This is a genomic window from Streptomyces sp. NPDC055189 (genome assembly GCF_053606765.1).
In genome coordinates this window covers 41,331-57,591 of sequence record NZ_JBSGSG010000035.1, presented here as the reverse complement: position 1 = coordinate 57,591, position 16,261 = coordinate 41,331, and the positions used below count along the sequence as shown (strand labels likewise).

Annotated in this window: 14 protein-coding genes and 1 pseudogene; 11 read left to right on the top strand and 4 right to left on the bottom strand. The window is 72.9% G+C overall.

Features of this window, described 5'->3' with window-relative positions:
* Nucleotides 1-184 precede the first annotated feature (184 nt).
* From ACWFR3_RS24110 to ACWFR3_RS24070, 9 genes and pseudogenes are all read left to right on the top strand, one after another.
* On the top strand, nt 185-1,339 hold the full coding sequence (locus ACWFR3_RS24110) for a glycosyltransferase (RefSeq protein WP_453736689.1): 1,155 nt from the start codon (nt 185-187) through the stop codon (nt 1,337-1,339).
* Entirely contained in the window at nt 1,336-2,820 is a 1,485-nt protein-coding gene (locus ACWFR3_RS24105) for a sugar transferase (RefSeq protein WP_453736688.1), read from the top strand. The genes ACWFR3_RS24110 and ACWFR3_RS24105 overlap by 4 nt, the downstream gene beginning before the upstream one ends.
* A 5-nt stretch (nt 2,821-2,825) precedes the next feature.
* Nucleotides 2,826-4,184, top strand: a complete 1,359-nt coding sequence (locus ACWFR3_RS24100) for an O-antigen ligase family protein (RefSeq protein ID WP_453736687.1) — start codon at nt 2,826-2,828, stop codon at nt 4,182-4,184.
* Complete coding sequence (gene murJ, locus ACWFR3_RS24095; protein ID WP_453736686.1) at nt 4,181-5,866, top strand: murein biosynthesis integral membrane protein MurJ; 1,686 nt, start codon at nt 4,181-4,183, stop codon at nt 5,864-5,866. Before ACWFR3_RS24100 ends, murJ begins: the two co-directional genes overlap by 4 nt.
* On the top strand, nt 5,856-6,641 hold the full coding sequence (locus tag ACWFR3_RS24090; protein ID WP_453736685.1) for a polysaccharide deacetylase family protein: 786 nt from the start codon (nt 5,856-5,858) through the stop codon (nt 6,639-6,641). The genes murJ and ACWFR3_RS24090 overlap by 11 nt, the downstream gene beginning before the upstream one ends.
* Nucleotides 6,638-7,432 (top strand): annotated as a pseudogene (locus ACWFR3_RS24085) (glycosyltransferase); the annotation flags it as partial. The gene ACWFR3_RS24090 and the pseudogene ACWFR3_RS24085, both read left to right, overlap by 4 nt.
* The gene (locus tag ACWFR3_RS24080) at nt 7,427-8,356 is read left to right on the top strand and encodes a glycosyltransferase (RefSeq protein WP_453736716.1); all 930 of its coding nucleotides are present in this window, start codon (nt 7,427-7,429) and stop codon (nt 8,354-8,356) included. The pseudogene ACWFR3_RS24085 and the gene ACWFR3_RS24080, both read left to right, overlap by 6 nt.
* Complete coding sequence (locus ACWFR3_RS24075; RefSeq protein ID WP_453736684.1) at nt 8,356-9,024, top strand: lipopolysaccharide biosynthesis protein; 669 nt, start codon at nt 8,356-8,358, stop codon at nt 9,022-9,024. The genes ACWFR3_RS24080 and ACWFR3_RS24075 overlap by 1 nt, the downstream gene beginning before the upstream one ends.
* A gap of 5 nt (nt 9,025-9,029) precedes the next feature.
* The gene (locus ACWFR3_RS24070) at nt 9,030-10,181 is read left to right on the top strand and encodes a GNAT family N-acetyltransferase (protein WP_453736683.1); all 1,152 of its coding nucleotides are present in this window, start codon (nt 9,030-9,032) and stop codon (nt 10,179-10,181) included.
* A gap of 6 nt (nt 10,182-10,187) precedes the next feature.
* Here ACWFR3_RS24070 and ACWFR3_RS24065 read toward each other — a convergent pair whose 3' ends face one another.
* Nucleotides 10,188-11,438 carry a glycoside hydrolase family 26 protein gene (locus ACWFR3_RS24065; protein WP_453736682.1) on the bottom strand — a complete coding sequence of 417 codons (1,251 nt, stop codon included), beginning with the start codon at nt 11,436-11,438 and terminating at the stop codon, nt 10,188-10,190.
* Nucleotides 11,439-11,603: 165 nt separating this feature from the next.
* Here ACWFR3_RS24065 and ACWFR3_RS24060 point away from each other — a divergent pair, with 165 nt between their 5' ends.
* On the top strand, nt 11,604-12,884 hold the full coding sequence (locus tag ACWFR3_RS24060) for a carboxylate--amine ligase (protein ID WP_453736681.1): 1,281 nt from the start codon (nt 11,604-11,606) through the stop codon (nt 12,882-12,884).
* Nucleotides 12,877-14,145: an NAD(P)-binding domain-containing protein gene (locus ACWFR3_RS24055; RefSeq protein WP_453736680.1), complete on the top strand. Its 1,269-nt coding sequence runs from the start codon at nt 12,877-12,879 to the stop codon at nt 14,143-14,145. Before ACWFR3_RS24060 ends, ACWFR3_RS24055 begins: the two co-directional genes overlap by 8 nt.
* A gap of 241 nt (nt 14,146-14,386) precedes the next feature.
* Here ACWFR3_RS24055 and ACWFR3_RS24050 read toward each other — a convergent pair whose 3' ends face one another.
* The 3 genes from ACWFR3_RS24050 to ACWFR3_RS24040 all read right to left on the bottom strand — a co-directional run bounded on the left by ACWFR3_RS24050 (nt 14,387) and on the right by ACWFR3_RS24040 (nt 16,247).
* A complete protein-coding gene (locus ACWFR3_RS24050) occupies nt 14,387-15,253 on the bottom strand; it encodes a chaplin (RefSeq protein ID WP_453736679.1) in 867 nt (288 codons plus the stop codon).
* Nucleotides 15,254-15,370: 117 nt separating this feature from the next.
* Nucleotides 15,371-15,628 carry a chaplin gene (locus ACWFR3_RS24045; protein WP_453736678.1) on the bottom strand — a complete coding sequence of 86 codons (258 nt, stop codon included), beginning with the start codon at nt 15,626-15,628 and terminating at the stop codon, nt 15,371-15,373.
* A 208-nt stretch (nt 15,629-15,836) separates the two neighbouring features.
* Nucleotides 15,837-16,247, bottom strand: coding sequence for a rodlin (locus tag ACWFR3_RS24040; protein ID WP_453736677.1), 411 nt, complete (start codon nt 16,245-16,247; stop codon nt 15,837-15,839).
* Between the last annotated feature and the right edge of the window lie 14 nt (nt 16,248-16,261).

The window sequence follows — 16,261 nt, the reverse complement described above, 5'->3', positions numbered from 1 at the left end:
GAAAAATACAGAAGGCGGCTACTGTTGCTTACCTCCTGAAGCCATTTGAAAGAACAAGTGCGGGGAAGTTACGAGCCGAGTGTGACTGTCGCATTTAAATTCTCTCCCTGCTGGTGCGGAACCCTTCCCGAAAGGGCAAAGCCGGTCATGCGTCATTCCCCGGGCCCTGAGCAAGGCGCCGTGCATGCAATTGATTTCAACTGACCACCGGCTGAGCGTCCTCCACGTCGCCCAGCCCGTCGACGGCGGAGTGGCCCGAGTGGTCACCGACCTGGTCAAGTCCCAGCTGTCCGCCGGAATGCGGGTCCACGTGGCGTGTCCGGACGGCGGCAGCCTGCCGGACGCCGTGCGCGGCGCGGGCCTCAGTCCCGTCCGGTGGACGGCGACCCGTTCGCCGGGTCCGGGGCTGCCGGACGAGGTGCGACGCCTCGCCCGCGTGGTCGGCGAGCTGCGGCCCGACATCGTGCACGCGCACAGTGCCAAGGCCGGGCTCGCCGCCCGGCTCGCCCTGCGCGGCCGGGTCCCCACGGTGTTCCAGCCGCACGCGTGGTCCTTCGAGGCCGTCGGCGGCGTGACCGCAGGACTCGCCCTGCGCTGGGAGCGCTTCGGGGCGCGCTGGGCCACGCACGTGGTCTGCGTCAGCGAGGCGGAGCGGCGCACCGGGCAGCGGGCCGGGATCGACGCGCCCTGGTCCGTGATCCCCAACGGCGTGGACGTCGAGCGCTTTCGGCCCATGCCCGCGCAGGCCGCGCGGGCCGCCCTCGGGCTGTCCGGGCAGGCGCCTCTGGTGGTGTGCGTGGGGCGGCTGTGCAGGCAGAAGGGGCAGGACGTCCTGCTGCGGGCCTGGGCCGCGGTGACCGAGCGGATGCCGCTCGCCCGTCTCGTACTCGTCGGCGACGGGCCCGACGCGGCCGGGCTCCGCGACCGGGCGCCCGCCTCCGTGCTGTTCGCCGGTGACGTGGGGGACGCCACCCCCTGGTACCGGGCGGCCGACCTCGTGGTCCTGCCGTCCCGCTGGGAGGGCATGGCACTCGTACCCCTTGAAGCGATGGCGTGCGCGCGTCCCGTGGTGGTCACCGATGTGGACGGCGCGCGCGAGAGCCTGCCGCCGGAGCTCGTGCCGCACGGCCTCGTCCCCGCGGAGGACCCGCGGGCACTGGCGCGGGCCGTCGTCGGCCTGCTCGGCGATCCGCCGCTGAGCGCGTCCCTCGGCCGTGCGGCGCACCGCCACGTTCTGAACACCCACGATGTGCGGCACACCGCGGACGCGGTCGCGGCCGTGTACCGCGAGCTGCTGGGCGTGGGGCCCATCAAGTGCAGGGAGTCCATCAACCCGTGAGTGCGGAACGAACCGTCGCCACCCCTGCCACGCAGCCACGGGCGGCCGACCATGCCATGGCCACCGCCTCGGTCATCCCGCCACGCAGAGCCGGGCGAGGACGCAGAACGACCCTCGGCCGGGGGGCATCGGCACGCCGCTCGTCGGCGGCCGCCCCCCTGTTCGCCGTCGACTGCAGCGCCGCCCTGCTCGGCACCGTGCTGCTCACCGGCCCGCAGCGCCACCCCCTGCTGATGGTCCTGCTCCTTGCCGGGGTGACCGTCCTGAACGCGCGCGCCGGTCTCTACCGTCCGATCGCCGTGCCCTGCGCCCTCGACGAACTCCCTTCGCTGGCCTGGCAGGCCGTGCTCGGCTGGTGCGCCGTGGGACTCGTGGCCGCGAGCCTCTCCGCCCTGACCCCGCTCTCCCTCACCACCGTGTGCGCGGCGGCGGCACTGCAGAGCGTCCTTGGCTGCGCGGGCCGCGGCGCCCTGTACTGGTGGGCGCGCCGCGCGACGCTGCGACAGCCGCGCCCCGCTCTGGTGGTCGGCCCCGGTGCCGTCGCCCGGCGCGTCGCGGAGGCGGTCCTGCGTCATCCCCGGGCCGGGGTGCGGCCCGTCGGCATCGTCGGGGACGCGCCCGCCGAACGCACGGAGACGGAGGGGGCCGAACTGCCGGTGCTCTCCACGATCGAGGAGCTGCGCCGCGCGGTCATCCAGAACTCCGTGCGCACCGTCCTGGTCGTCGGGCCCACGCCGGGACCGGAGCAGATCGGCTGGCTGCGGACGCTGAGCGGCTCGGGGCTCGACGTATGGGCGATCGACGCGACGCAGCCGCCGGGTTACGACGTGCCGGGGCGCCAGGCCAGGTCCGGGCGGCTCGCCGGGTTCCCCTGCCGGCAGCTGGTGCCCGCACGGCGCAGGCACTTCAGCGTCAGCAAGCGCGCCCTGGACCTCGTGACCTCGGGGATCCTGCTGCTGCTCATCAGCCCCGTGCTCCTCGCGTGCGCCGCGGTCCTGCGGGCCACCGACGGACCCGGCGTGATCTTCCGGCAGGAGCGGATCGGCAGGGACGGGCGGCCGTTCACGCTGCTCAAGTTCCGCACGCACCGCCCCGCGGACCCGCACGAGTCGGCGACCCGGTGGACCGTCGCGGGCGAGCAGCACATGAGCCGGTTCTGCCAGTTCCTGCGCCGCTCGTCGCTCGACGAGCTTCCACAGCTGTGGAACGTCTTCCGCGGCGACATGAGTCTGGTCGGCCCGCGCCCCGAACGCCCCTATTTCGTCGGCCAGTTCAGTCAGAAGTACGACGGCTACGGGGAGCGCCACCGGATGCCGACCGGCATCACCGGGCTCGCCCAGATCCAGGGCCTTCGGGGTGACACCTCGATCGAGGACCGGTGCCGGTTCGACAACGCCTACATCGACAGCTGGTCGTTCTGGCAGGACCTCTGCATCCTGCTGCGCACCGCCGCGTCCCTCGTCCGTCCGACGGGGAGCTGACGCCGGTGAACGGTGCCCCGATCACGCTCGTTCCGCCCGGCTCGCCCGCCGCCGCACTGGCGTCGGCGCTCCGGAGCGCCGGGCCCGTACTGCCGGTCATGGCTCTGGTCGCCCTGCTCGCGCTGCCCGTGGCGCCGGGCGAGGACGGCTCGGCGGGCGGCACGGCCGCCGACGCCGCCTCCGCCCTGGTGGTCCTGTGGTGCGTGGCCCGCACCGTGCGCGGGGCTCACCGGCCGCTGACGCGGACCGCCGCCGTCGTGCTGGGTCTGCCGGTCATCGGCATCGCGGTCGCGGCGGTCGGCGCGAGCACCGCGTCCGCCGGGGCCACCGGCCTGGTGCGTTACCTGCAGATCTTCGTCCTCGTACCGGCGGCGGTCCTGCTCCTTGTCCGCGACCGCCGCGACTTCCGCCTGGTGGCCTGGTCCCTCATCGGCCTCGCCCTCTTCCAGGGGGCGCTCGGCGTCCATCAGTACGTCACGGGGACCGGCGCCAGCTACATGGGCTCGGACGTCCGTGCCGTGGGGACCTTCGGGCCGACGGACGTCATGGGGATGGCGACCGTGGTGTCGTACGGAGTGGTGTGCGCCCTCGCGCTCGCGCTCGGCCCGGCCTCCCCGAGGCAGCGTCAGGCGGCGCTCGTGTGCGCGCTGCTCCTCGTCGTCCCGCTCGCGCTCTCCTTCAGCCGGGGCGCCTGGATCGCCACCGTCGTGGCCTGCGGCGCGCAGCTGGGGCTCGCGGGAGTGCGGCGCGCGCTGCGGGGGATCGCCGTGGCGGCCGCCGCGGCCGTGGTGCTCGTGGGCGGCTTCGGGATCGGCACGCAGATGCTGCAGGAGCGGATCAGCAGCATCACGCAGGTGACCGACGCCCCCGACCAGTCGGTCACCGACCGGTACACCATGTGGGCGGCGGCCGTGGACATGTGGAAGGACGAACCGGTGTCGGGCGTGGGGCTCAAGGCCTTCCCCGACCACCGCGACAGCCACGCCTCGCTGGCCCTCTCGTCGGCCAGCGACACCGCGGGCGCCGGCGTGGGGTTCAGCCGCCAGCCGCTGCTCTCCCCGCACAACATGTATCTGCTCGTCCTGGGCGAACAGGGGCTGCTCGGCCTGTGCACGCTGGTCGGCAGCTGGGCGGCCTTCCTGCTGCTCGGCCTGCGGCGCCTTGCCCTGGTGCGCGGGGGCGCCGGCGCGGACTGCGCGCTCGTCGCGTGCGGTCTGCTGGTCTGGCAGCTCGTGGACTTCTCGTACGCCGACATCGGCGGTCCTTCGACGGTGCTCATGGCCGTGGCCCTCGGGCTCGTGGCCTGGTGGGCTCTGTCCGAGCGCGCCCTTGCCGCGCCGGTGCAGGGGGAGGCCCCGCGATGACCCCGACGACTCACCCGGCGGAAGCGGGTGCCGGTACGGCCGGCAAGGTGCCCGCGCCCACCACCACCGAGGCCGCACCCGCAAAAGGCTCCGACCCCTCCAACGGATTCCTCGCCAAGGCCGCCCTGATCACCGCGGTCCTCACGGTCGCCGGATCGGTGCTCGGGCTCGTGCGCGACCAGGCGCTCGCCCACTTCTTCGGGGCGGGCTCCGAGACCGACGCCTTCCTCGTCGCGTGGACCGTCCCCGAGCTGGCCACCACGCTGCTCATCGAGGACGGCCTCGCGTTCGCCCTCGTCCCCGCCTTCAGCATGGCGCTCGCCCGTCGCGGGCAGGGCGCGCGCCGCGATCCGGTCCGCGCCCTGGTGGCCGCGTCGCTGCCCCGCCTCATGCTCGGTTCCGGGGTCGTCGCGCTGATCCTGATGGCCGGGGCGCCGGTGGTGGTGGAGGTCCTCGCGCCGGGGCTGCCCGACCCGCGGCTCGCCGTCGACTGCACGCTGCTCACCGCCACCTGCGTCTTCACGTTCGGCCTCGCCGGGTACTGCAGCGCGGCGCTGCGCGCCCACCGCCGGTTCGTGGCGCCCGCCGCCATCTACGTCTTCTACAACATCGGCATCATCACCGCGGTGTTCGTCCTCGCCCCCCGCTACGGGGTGCGGGCGGCGGCTTTCGGCGTCGCGGTCGGCGGCGTACTCATGGTCCTCGTCCAGGCCCCTTCGCTCTGGCGGCAGCTCACCCGGGGCGCGGCCGACGTACCGCACGACGGGGAGACGGGTACGCCGGCCCCGGCCCTGATGAGCACCGCCCTCATCGCCACCGTGCTGCTCTTCGCGCTGTGCCGGCAGTCGCAGGTGCTCATCGAGCGCTTCCTGGCCTCCTCGCTGCCCTCGGGCGCCATCTCACACCTCAACTACGCGCAGAAGGTCGCGCAGGTGCCGATGGTCCTCTCCCTGATGCTGTGCACGGTCACGCTCCCCGTCGTCGCCCGTGCCCTGGCCGAAGGAGACGTCAAGCGGGCCAGGTCGCGCGTCGAGCGGGACCTGGGCCTGGCCGGCTGCGTGGTGCTGCTCGGCACCGCCGTGGTGATCGCCTGCGCCCCGCAGCTCATCCAACTCCTCTTCCAGCGCGGCGCCTTCACGGCGCGGGACACCGAAGCCACCGCGGCCGTGATGCGCGTGTACGCCCTGGGGCTCCTGGGCCACACGCTGGTGGGGGCACTCGTCCGCTCCTACTTCTCGGCAGGGCGCCCCACGTGGTTCCCGCTCGGCGCGATGGCGGCCGGGGTCGCGGCGACCGCCGGGATCGGCGGCTGGGCGGTGGACCTGTGGGGCGTACGGGGCATCGCGCTCGCCAACGCGGCGGGGATCAGCGTCACGGCCTGCGTGCTGTTGCGCGGGATGGGGCCGCGCAATGTGCCGATCCGGGTCCGCGAGGTGCTTGGCGAGCTGGCCAAGCCGGTGGCCGCGACGGTGTGCGCCACCGCGGCCGGCTGGACCCTCGCGAGCCTCTTCGGCTCGCCGCTCGTCGCCCTCGCCGTCGGTGCGCCGGCCGTGGTGGCCGTCTTCGTCCTCGTGCTCTGGGCCCTGAAGGCACGGGCCTTCGAGCCCGTCCGCCGTTCCGTCACACCCGTCGTCACCTCCGCAGTCTCATCCGCCACACGAAAGCTCACGCATGTCCGTTGACACAGCACTCGGCGAGACCTCCCGTTCGCGGCGCACGCGGCCATGGCTGCCACAGGCGCCGATGTGGGTGGCGATGTACCACTCCGTGGACACCTGCGCGGACGACCCGTACAAGATCACCGTCACGCCCGAACGGCTCGCGGCCCAGCTGCGTCTGCTCCGGCGCCGCGGCCTGCGCGGGGTGAGCATGTCCCGGCTCCTCACGGCGCGCGCCCGCGGCGAGGGGCGCGGCCTGGTCGGCCTGACCTTCGACGACGGGTACGCCGACTTCGTCGACCACGCCCTGCCGCTCCTGCACCGCTACGACTTCGACGCCACCGTCTTCGTGCTGCCGGGCCGCCTCGCGGGCGACAACGCGTGGGATCCGCTGGGCCCGCGCAAACCGCTGCTCGGCGCCGAGGGAATCCGTCGCGCCGCCGCCGAGGGGATGGAGATCGCCTCGCACGGCCTGACGCACGTCGACCTCACCCGGGCGGGCGACCGGCTGCTGTGGCAGGAGACCAGCGGCAGCCGGGTCGCGCTGTCCGACCTCATCGGCCGCGAGGTCGAGGGCTTCTGCTACCCGTACGGCACCGTGGACCAGCGCGTCGTCGAGACCGTACGAGCGGCCGGCTACCGCTACGCGTGCGCGATCTCCCCCGGCCCGCTGACCGGCGTCCACGCCCTGCCCCGCGTCCACATCGGGCAGCAGGACACCGCCCTGCGGCTCCAGCTGAAGCTGCGGCTCAACCGGCTTCGCCGCCGGGCGGTCCGCGAACCGGCGGTGACCGGATGAGAGCCCTGCACATCATCACCGGCCTCGGAGTCGGCGGCGCCGAGCTGCAACTGCGCCTGCTGCTGCGCCATTTGCCCGCCGACTGCGACGTCGTGACCCTCACGAACCCCGGCCCGGTCGCAGACGGCCTGACGGCGGACGGCGTGCGCGTCATCCACCTCGGCATGTCCGGCAACCGCGACCTCGGCGCCGTGCCCCGCCTCGCGAAGGTCATCAGGGGCGGGCGGTACGACCTCGTGCACACCCACCTCTTCCGGGCCTGCCTCTACGGCCGCATCGCCGCCCGCCTGGCCGGGACGCGTGCCGTCGTCGCCACCGAACACTCCCTCGGCGACTCGCAGATGGAGGGACGGCCGCTGACCGCGGGCGTCCGCGCGCTGTACCTGACCGGGGAGCGCCTCGGCCGGGCCACGGTCGCGGTCTCCCCGTCCGTCGCCGAGCGGCTCAGCCGGTGGGGAGTGCCCCGGCAGCGTATTCACGTCGTACCGAACGGCATCGACGTGGACCGGTTCCGCTTCGACCCGCGGGCCCGGATCACCGCCCGCCGCCGACTGGGGCTCCCGGACGAGGCGTTCGTCGTGGGAGGAGTCGGACGCCTTGCCCCCGGCAAGCGCTTCGACGTCCTGCTGCACGCGGTGGCCGCGCTGCCAGGGGACGTACGCGTGCTGCTGGTCGGCGGAGGCCCCGAAGAGGCCGGGCTGCGCGCGACGGCCGCGCGGCTCGGCGTGACGGACCGGGTGGTATTCGCCGGGGAGCGGTCCCATCTGTCGGGCGGCGGGACCCAGTTGCCTGGGGGCGGGGCCCAGCCGTCTGGGGGTGGGGCCCAGTGGTCCGGCGGCGGGGCCCAGCTGCCTGGGGGTGGGGCCCAGCGGTCCGGCGGCGGGGCCCAGCTGCCCGGGGGTGGGGCCCAGTGGTCCGGGGGCGGGACCCAGCCGTCTGGGGGTGGGGCCCAGCGGTCCGGTGACGAGTCCCAGCTGCCTGGGGGCGGGGCCCAGCGGTCCGGCGACGAGCCCCAGCTGCCTGGGGATGGGGCCCAGAGGTCCGGGGGCGGGACCCAGTCGTCCGGTGACGAGTTCCAGCTGCCTGGGGGCGGGGCCCAGCGATCCGGCGACGAGCCCCAGCTGCCTGGGGATGGGGCCCAGAGGTCCGGGGGCGGGACCCAGCCGTCCGGTGACGAGTTCCAGCTGCCTGGGGGCGGGGCCCAGCGATCCGGCGACGAGCCCCAGCTGCCTGGGGATGGGGCCCAGAGGTCCGGCGGCGGGGCCCAGCCGTCTGGGGGTGGGGCCCGGCGGTCCGGCGACGAGTCCCAGCGGTCCGGGGGCGGGACCCACCTGTCCGGCGGCGGGGCCCAGCCGTCCGAGGGTGAGACCGGCCTTCCGGCGCTGCTCGCCGCCATGGACGTCCTCGCGTCGCCGTCGCCAGAGGAGGCCTTCGGCCTCGCCGTCGTGGAAGGACTCGCCGCCGGTCTTCCGGTCCTCTACGTCCGGTGCCCCGCCGTCGAGGATCTTCCGTCGGACGAGACCGCCGGCGCCGAGCGCGTCACGGGCGACCCGGATTCCTTCGCGCGGGCGCTGCTGCGGGTCCGGGCGGCGGGAGCACGGCCGCGGCTCGCCCCACCGGCCGCGCACCGCTACAGCATCACCCGCAGCGCCGCACAGCTGATGCACGTCTACGAGGCAGCTGCCTCCGGCTCGACCCCGAGAGTGAGTTCCTGATGACCGAAACCCTCAGCAGGCGGCTGCGCCCGTCCGGTCTCCCGGCCCCGGTCCTTGCCCGCGTAAAGCGGCTGCCCGCGTGGTGGATCCTGCCGGCGGGTGCCGTCATCGGCGCCCTGACCGGCGGCCTGTACGGCGCGGTGCAGACCCCCGAGTACACCGCGACGAGCTACGTGATCGCCGTCCCGCAGAAGGACTCCGACCCCACCGCCGCCCTCGGCTTCGCCACGGCGTACGGCCGGGTCGCCACGCAGCTCGCGGTGCTCGGCGACGCCCAGGTGGAGTCGGGCGTCTCGCCGCAGACGCTGCGAGAGAGCGTGCAGGCGGCCACCTCGCCCGACGCCCCGATGATCTCCATCTCGGCGTCCGCGGCCCAGCCGGGCAAGGCGGCCGACATCGCCAACGCCGTGTCGCGCTCCCTGACCAACAACGCCAACCACACCAAGGAGAGCACGCAGGTGCGCCTCCTCCAGCTGTCGCGCGCGGTCAAGCCGACCGAGCCCGCGTCGGCGTCGGCGGGCATGACCTCGCTGGTGGGTGCCTGCGCGGGAGGTCTGCTCGGCGGGCTCGCCCTCCTCGTACGGCCCCGGCGCGGCGAGGGCGACGACGCGGCACCGGCCACCGTGCCGGGCCCCGCGCAGTCCGCCGACGTCAACCGGGAGAGGTGACGGGAGTGACCGAAAGCCCCCTGCTCGACAGCCCCCTGCTCGACAGCCCTCTGACCGTCGAACTCTGCACCGACGAGGCGGAGTTCGCGGGCCTCGCCACGGCATGGGCCCGGCTGCACCGCGGCTGCCGGACGGCGACACCGTTCCAGAGCCACGCCTGGCTGCACTCGTGGTGGCTCTCGTACGGCACCCGCGGGCGGCTCCGCGTGGTCCTCGTGCGCCGGGACGGCGAGCTCGTCGCGGCTGCGCCCCTGATGCGCGTCCACGTCCCGCTCCCGGCGCTCGTTCCGCTCGGCGGCGCGATCTCCGACTTCACCGACGTACTGCTCGCCGACGAGTTCGCCGCCGAGGCCGCGAACGCGCTGGCCGACGGCCTGTCGGAGCTCGCCCGCGGCGCACTGATCGACTTCCGCGAGGTCCGGTCCGGAGCCGCGGTGGAGCGCATCTACGAACGCTGGCGCGGACCCCGCCTCCGCCTCACGGACTCGCTCTGCCTGGAGCTGCCCGCGGCCTCGATGGAGGAGCTTCTCGGCCGGCTGCCCGCACCGCGGGCCCAGCGGGCGCGCGCCAAGATCCGGAAGATGGACGCGCTCGGTGTCCAGCGGCGGATCGTACGGCACGACGAGGTGGACGCCTCGGTGCGTACGCTGCTGCACCTGCACCAACTCCAGTGGCAGGGACGGAAGGTGACGTCAGAGCACCTCAAGGAGCGGTTCTCCGAGCACCTGATCAGGTCGGTGGGGCTCATGGTCAGGGCGGGCGACGCGGTGGTCACCGAGTTCCGGCTCGACGACGACGTGGTGGCCGCCGACCTGACCCTGCTCTCGCCGCACCTGGTCGGCGGCTATCTGTACGGGGCGCATCCGCAGCTGCGCGAGCGGAAGGTGGACGTGGCGACGATGCTCCTGAACGCGTGCGCCGAGCACGCCGAGGGCGACCGGAGCCGGGTCCTGAGCCTCCTGCGCGGCAACGAACCGTACAAGCACCACTGGCGCCCCGAGACGGTCACCAACCACCGGCTGCTCCTCGCCCGCAGGCGCACCGCACCCCTGCTGCGGGCCGCCGCGTGGGACGCGGGCGCCCGCAGCACGGGCAAGGAGTTCCTGCGCAAGCGCCGGGAGCGCCAGGAGCGTCAGGAACACAGGGAGCGTTCCTGATCAGGGCTACTTGTACCTGTGCCAGTCGACGCGCATGCACAGCTTGCCGCCCAGCCACTGCTCGGCCCATTCGCCCAGGTTCAGCGGGGAGCAGTTCGGCGGTGTCGGGGGCGCGGTCGGCTCCGGGGCGGTCCCGGTGTCCGTGCGGCCGGAGAGCAGCGTCCGGTAGGCCTTGGACGACTTGGGATTGTCCTCGCACTGCCACACGCCGTGCGGGCAGTAGTCGGTGACGGTGTTGTAGAGCGGCTTGTGCTCGTCCATCCAGGCGAGCATCTTCCGCATGTACTCCTCGTTGTCGCCGTTCCGGAACAGGCCCCACTCCGGATAGGAGATCTCCTTGCCGTGGGCCTTCGCGAATTCCACGTGCTGTTTGAGGCCGTACGGTTCGCTGACCTGCCGTTCGAAATCCGTGCCCGTCGGCTGGTCGTACGAGTCCATGCCGACGATGTCCACGACGTCGTCACCCGGATAGCACTCCGTCCAGGGAATGGCGTCCCGGCCCCTGTTCGGCGTGAAGTCGAACTTGAATTTCTGGCCCGGCACCGAACGCATCGTCGTGATGATGCGCTTCCAGTATTTCTTCCAGGCATCCGGGTCGGGACCGCATCGATGGGTGTACGTGGTGCCGTTCATTTCCCAGCCGAGCACCAGGACGGTGTCGGGCACCTTGAGTTTCACGAGCCGTTCGGCGAGTGCGCGGTAGTGCTCGTCGAATTCGCCCTCCGCGCCCCGGCGGAGCAGCGCGCGGACCTCCTCGTCGCCGACGTGGTCCTCGTTGCGTTCCATCATGGGGACGTTGAGCACGAACATCCGGTCGTCCTGCGCGCGCCGCCACCGGGCCCAGCTCTCCAGGAAATTCGGGGCCCCTTCGATGTTGCTCCACTGATCGCCCGGCAGGTAGGTGTGCCCCACGCGGAGCTCGGCGCCGCCCAGCCATTTGCTGAGCTCGGCCATGCGCCGCACGCCGTCGGGCCCGTAGGTGAGGTAGGCGCCGAACGCGGGCTTGGGGGCGGCCGGGGCCGCTGTGCCGTCCGGGGTCGCCGGGGGTGCTGGGGGCGCCGGGGCGGCCGGAGTGGCTGCGGAGGGGGCCGGGGCGGGTGCCGTCGTCGGTGCGCCGGACGGGCCGCCCGGCGGCTCCGGGTCCTGCCCGGCCCCCCACGCGTAACCCGGCCCCACGGCGAGCGCCGCCGACACGACGATTCCGGTGGCGGCGGATACCAGCCGTCTATTGCTGATCCGGTTTCTTGGCAAAGCCATGGCCGCTCCTCATGCTCGTCCGATTACTCGTCCGCGTGCTCGTCCTCGTGCTGGCCTCCGTCTACTGACACTCAGTCATATGTATGACCGATGCGCCAATCGAGCCCCTAATCCTTTGGGCGTGCCCATCGCCCGCATGGGGGATCGAATTGAGAGAATTCGGCAGTGCTAACTCTTGACACCCGGGTCCCCGCGGTTCTGCTGCGGATCGACCGGAATCCCTTTCATCACGGCACGCTCGGAGCTGTTCGGTCACTTGGCCGCGCGGGAGTGGAGGTCCATGTAGCGGCAGCCGATTCCGCGAGAAGTCCGGTGCGCAGCTCCCGCTATCTGCACCAGACGCACCCACCGCCGCCGCCCGGTGCGTCCCTGTCGGAAATCGCCGCCGTATTGCGCCGCATCTCCCACCGGGTGGCCCGGCCGTCCGTGCTCATTCCGATGGACGACGCGGGCGCCCTCGCGATCGGGCGCCTCCAGAAGGAACTGGCCGACACCTATCTGCTGCCGGACCAGGCGAGCGGACTCGCGGAGCGGGTGGCCGACAAGGCGACGCTGGCCGAGGTGTGCGCCTCCGCCGGCATTCCGCACCCGGTGACGCTCCTGCCGGATTCGACGGCCCAAGCAGCCGATGCCGTACGCAGGTTGGGCCTTCCCGTGGTGGCGAAGTGGAGCCGCCCGTGGCTGGTCCCCGCAGGGACCGGCCTGCGCAGCACGGTCCTTGTGCGGTCGGTGAGGGAGGCCAGGGAGCTCTATCTGCGCAGTGAGGAGGCGGGCAGCCGACTCCTGTTGCAGGCGTACCTGCCGGGCGGCCCCGGCCGCGACTGGTTCGTCCACGGGTACGCGGACCGCAAGGGCGCCGTGCGCAGCGGCGGCTCCGGCCGCAAGCACCGCTCCTGGCCGCGCGGGGCGGGCCTGACGGCGGTGGGCGAGTGGACGCCCGATCCGGGCCTGCGGGCCGACGTGGGGCGGCTGGTCGACACGCTGGGCTACCGGGGCATCTTCGACCTCGACTTCCGGGTGGACGCCGCGACGGGCGAGCACTGCCTGCTCGACTTCAACCCGCGGCCGGGGGCCCAGTTCCGCCTGTTCGCCGACGGCGCCGACCTCGACGTGGTGCGCGCCCAGCACCTGGACATGACACACCGCCCGCTGCCGGCCGGTGCCGTCCTGCCGGGCCGCGCGTTCGTCGTGGAGAACTACTCCCCGCTGGCCGCGCTGCGCGTCCTGACCACGGCGGGCCCCGCGTCCACGGCGGCACGGCGCCGCGAACTGGCCTGGCACGCCAGGGACGACATGGCGCCCGCGCTCGCCATGTGGGTGCTGTGGTGCCGCCACGTAACGCGGCGCCTCCTCGGCCGGCTGCGACGGAAGGTGCGCCCGGCGGCCGCGCCCGCGCCCACGACGCCCGTAACGACGACGAGAGAGCGAGCAGTTGCTGATGTATGACCTGTTGGTGGTCGGAGCCGGTCCCTACGGACTCTCCATCGCCTCGCACGCCGCGGGCGCCGGACTCGACGTACGCGTCTTCGGCAGACCCATGGCGTCCTGGCGCGACCACATGCCGCGGGGCATGTTCCTGAAGTCGGAGCCCTGGGCGTCCAACCTCTCCGACCCCCGCGGCCGCTACGGCCTCGCCGAGTACTGCAAGCGCAACGGCATGGAGGCCAGGCACGGCGAACCGATCTCCGTGGAGACGTTCGCCTCGTACGGCCTGTGGTTCGCGCAGCACGCCGTGCCGGACGTCGACGAACGGATGGTGGAGACCGTCAGCGCCTGCCCCGGAGGGTTCGAGGTGATCACCGAGGACGGTCAGGCCATCCGTGGCCGCAAGGTGGCCCTGGCCGTCGGCGTGCTCCCCTTCGTCGAGATCCCCTCGGCGCTGCACGGCCTCGGCAGGGAGCACGTCTCGCACAGCAGCCACCACCGGAACCTGGACCGCTTCCGCGACAAGGACGTCACCGTGATCGGCGGCGGCCAGGCCGCCCTGGAGACCGCCGCGCTGCTCGCCGAGCAGGGGACGCGGGTACGGGTGCTTGCCCGGTCGCACCGGCTGAACTGGAACACCCTGCCCCCGGCGTGGGAGCGGCCGTGGCGGGAGTCCGCCCGGGCTCCGCACAGCGGCCTCGGCTGCGGGTGGCGCAACTGGTTCTACGCGGAGGTGCCGGGCGGCTTCCGGCGGCTTCCCGAGGCCACCCGTGCCCGCATCACCGCGTCGGCGCTCGGCCCGGCGGGGGCCTGGTGGGTGCGCGAGAGGGTCGAGTCACGCGTGGAAGTGCTGCTCGGCCACGAGGTCGTCACGGCAACGGCCGCGGCGGGCCGGGTGCGGCTCGCGACCATCGGCGACGCGAGCGGCGGCCCGGACTTCGAGACCGACCACGTCATCGCGGCCACCGGCTTCCGGGCCACCGGGACGCGCCTGGGCATGCTGGCCCCGGACGTGCGCGGCGGCCTCGCGGTGAACGCGGCCGACGAGCCCTACGCCTCCGTGGAGTTCGAGTCCTCGTACCCCGGTCTGTTCCTCGCGGGCCTGGTGACGGCGTCCAGCTTCGGCCCGGCCATGCGCTTCGTGCACGGGGCCTCTTACACGGCCGGCAGGCTGGTGCGGGGGGTTCGGCGGAGCCTGCGGCGCGGGCCCGCCGGTATCGCGGTTCCGATGGCCGTGGACGAGCGCAGCGGCCGTACGCTCATGGGCTCCGTCAAGCGCTGAGCGGGAATCCCGCCCGTCGGGAACTCGATCAGGTGATGGCCTCGGCGAACGGGTGAATCGGTTCTTCGGATGCGGCGACGAGGTGGTGGAGTCGTCATGGGACGGGCCCGGTTGCCCTCCGCCAGCCGTCGGCGTTCTCGCCGTAGGTCGGCAACACCCCCTCCGCGGGCCGGCCCTCCTGCCGCTGGCGGGGAAGAGACCCTCGGGTGTCTCTTCCCCGCCAGCGGCATTTCCGGGCGTACTACAGGCCGGATGAGGCGCGCCCGCGGCGGTAGAGGATGCCCCCGCCGAGCAGCAGAGCGGCACTCGCCGCGGTCGCGGCGAGAAGGTCCTCGTCGCTTCCGGTCGCCGCGAGCTGAGCCAGGGCGTGCGGCGCCGGGGAATCGGCCGACGGCGCCCGCCCGGAGGCCGAGGACGCGGCGTGGCGCGGCGACTTGGCGGAGTGCGCGGGGTCGGTGACGGCACGGTCGGCGGGCGGCTCGGCGGCGGCCCGGGGAGGCGTCTCGTGCCCCGTGGGCGGTGCCTCGTGGCCCGAGGGCGGTGCCTCGTGTCCCGGAGGCGTCGGTGCTCCCGCGTCACAGCCGTTGCCCATGGCCGGGCTGAGCAGGCCGATCACGTCCACGGTGTTGCCGCAGGCCTTGACCGGCACGTCCGCGGGCGCCTTCGCGTTGTTGCCCGTACCGACACCGGGCGAGCCCACCGCGTCGCCGTCGGCCACCGACTGCGTGCCGGCGTGCATGTCCGGGCGCGTGTGCGTGTGCCGAGCCGGGGCGGAGCTGTGACGGGGCCCGTCGTCCGCCCTGCCGGACGTGCTGCCGGACGTGCTGCTGGACGTCCGCTCCTGCGTCGGCACCCGTGCCGGAGCGCTCGCGTGGTGATGAGTGGAGGACCCGTTGTTCGCGCAGTTGTTGCCGAACGTCGGGTTGGCCGCGCCGACCACGTCCGCGGTGTTGCCGCACGCGTTCACCGGCACTTCCACGGGGGCCTGGACGCTGTTGCCCGACAAGACCCCGGGCGAACCCGCCGCCACCGCGTTCCCGTCCGCGGCGAACGCGTTCGAGCCGGACAGGGAGAGGATGCTGGTCGCGGCGGCCGCAGTCGCGAGCATCCCTTTACCAATGACCTGTCGCAATCTAGTTGTCTTCCTCTGAGCAGTGGAAAGCCGGCCTTGGAGTCGAAGTGACGGTCCAAGGCCGGCCATGAACAGCCTGGTGGCTGAGCGTTATCAGCTGTTGACGCAGGTGTTGCCGAACGCCGGGTTCAGCAGACCGATGACGTCCACGGTGTTGCCGCAGGCGTTGACCGGGATGTGGATCGGGACCTGGACGGCGTTGCCCGAGATGACACCGGGGGACCCGACGGCCGCGCCCTCGGCACCGGCGTCGGCGAAGGCGGGAGCCGCCATGCCCATGGTCATCACGACACCAGCGACGATCGTTGCGCTCTTCTTGTGCTTCACAGATGTTCCCTTCTCTGTGGTCATGCCGTTCTGGCAGTCGAAACCGAGCGAGAACTTCTATTTACGTCTCGCACCATGACCTGCAATCTGCAAACGAGTTAAAGATGCGGAAGAAACCACTGATCTCTCCCGTTCGGGAAATTCACCCGAATTACCGCGTCCGAAAATGGAGCAGCCCGGGCTGCCCGGCCTTGGGGAAGGCGGGCAGCCCGAGCGGCCTCACACCGGTAGATCAGCCGTTCGACTGACCGTTCCCGGCCAGGACCGGGATGTCGTTCAGGATGTGCGACAGCGGCTCGTCGCCCTTGGCCTGCGTCGAGTTCTCCACGCACTGCTGGTTCTGCGGGGCCGACAGGATCGGGATGTCCTGGACGGCGATCGGCACCAGGCCCACGAGGGAGCCGACGTTCGCCTTGGCCGGCAGGCCGATGCAGGGCTTGTTCAGCGAGCCCTGGACGAGGGAGAGCTGGGGGCTCATGTTGCCGTGCGTCGACGAGTTGCCGTACGCCTGCTCGGCGCCGTTGCCGCTCAGGGAGGTGGTGCCGTGGTCGTCACCGATGGCGCTCGCCGAACCGGCCGCAGCAGCGGTCATACCGACGACGGAAACGGCAACTGCCGCCGAGGCCATAGCCTTCTTAATCATTTTGCGTGTTCCTT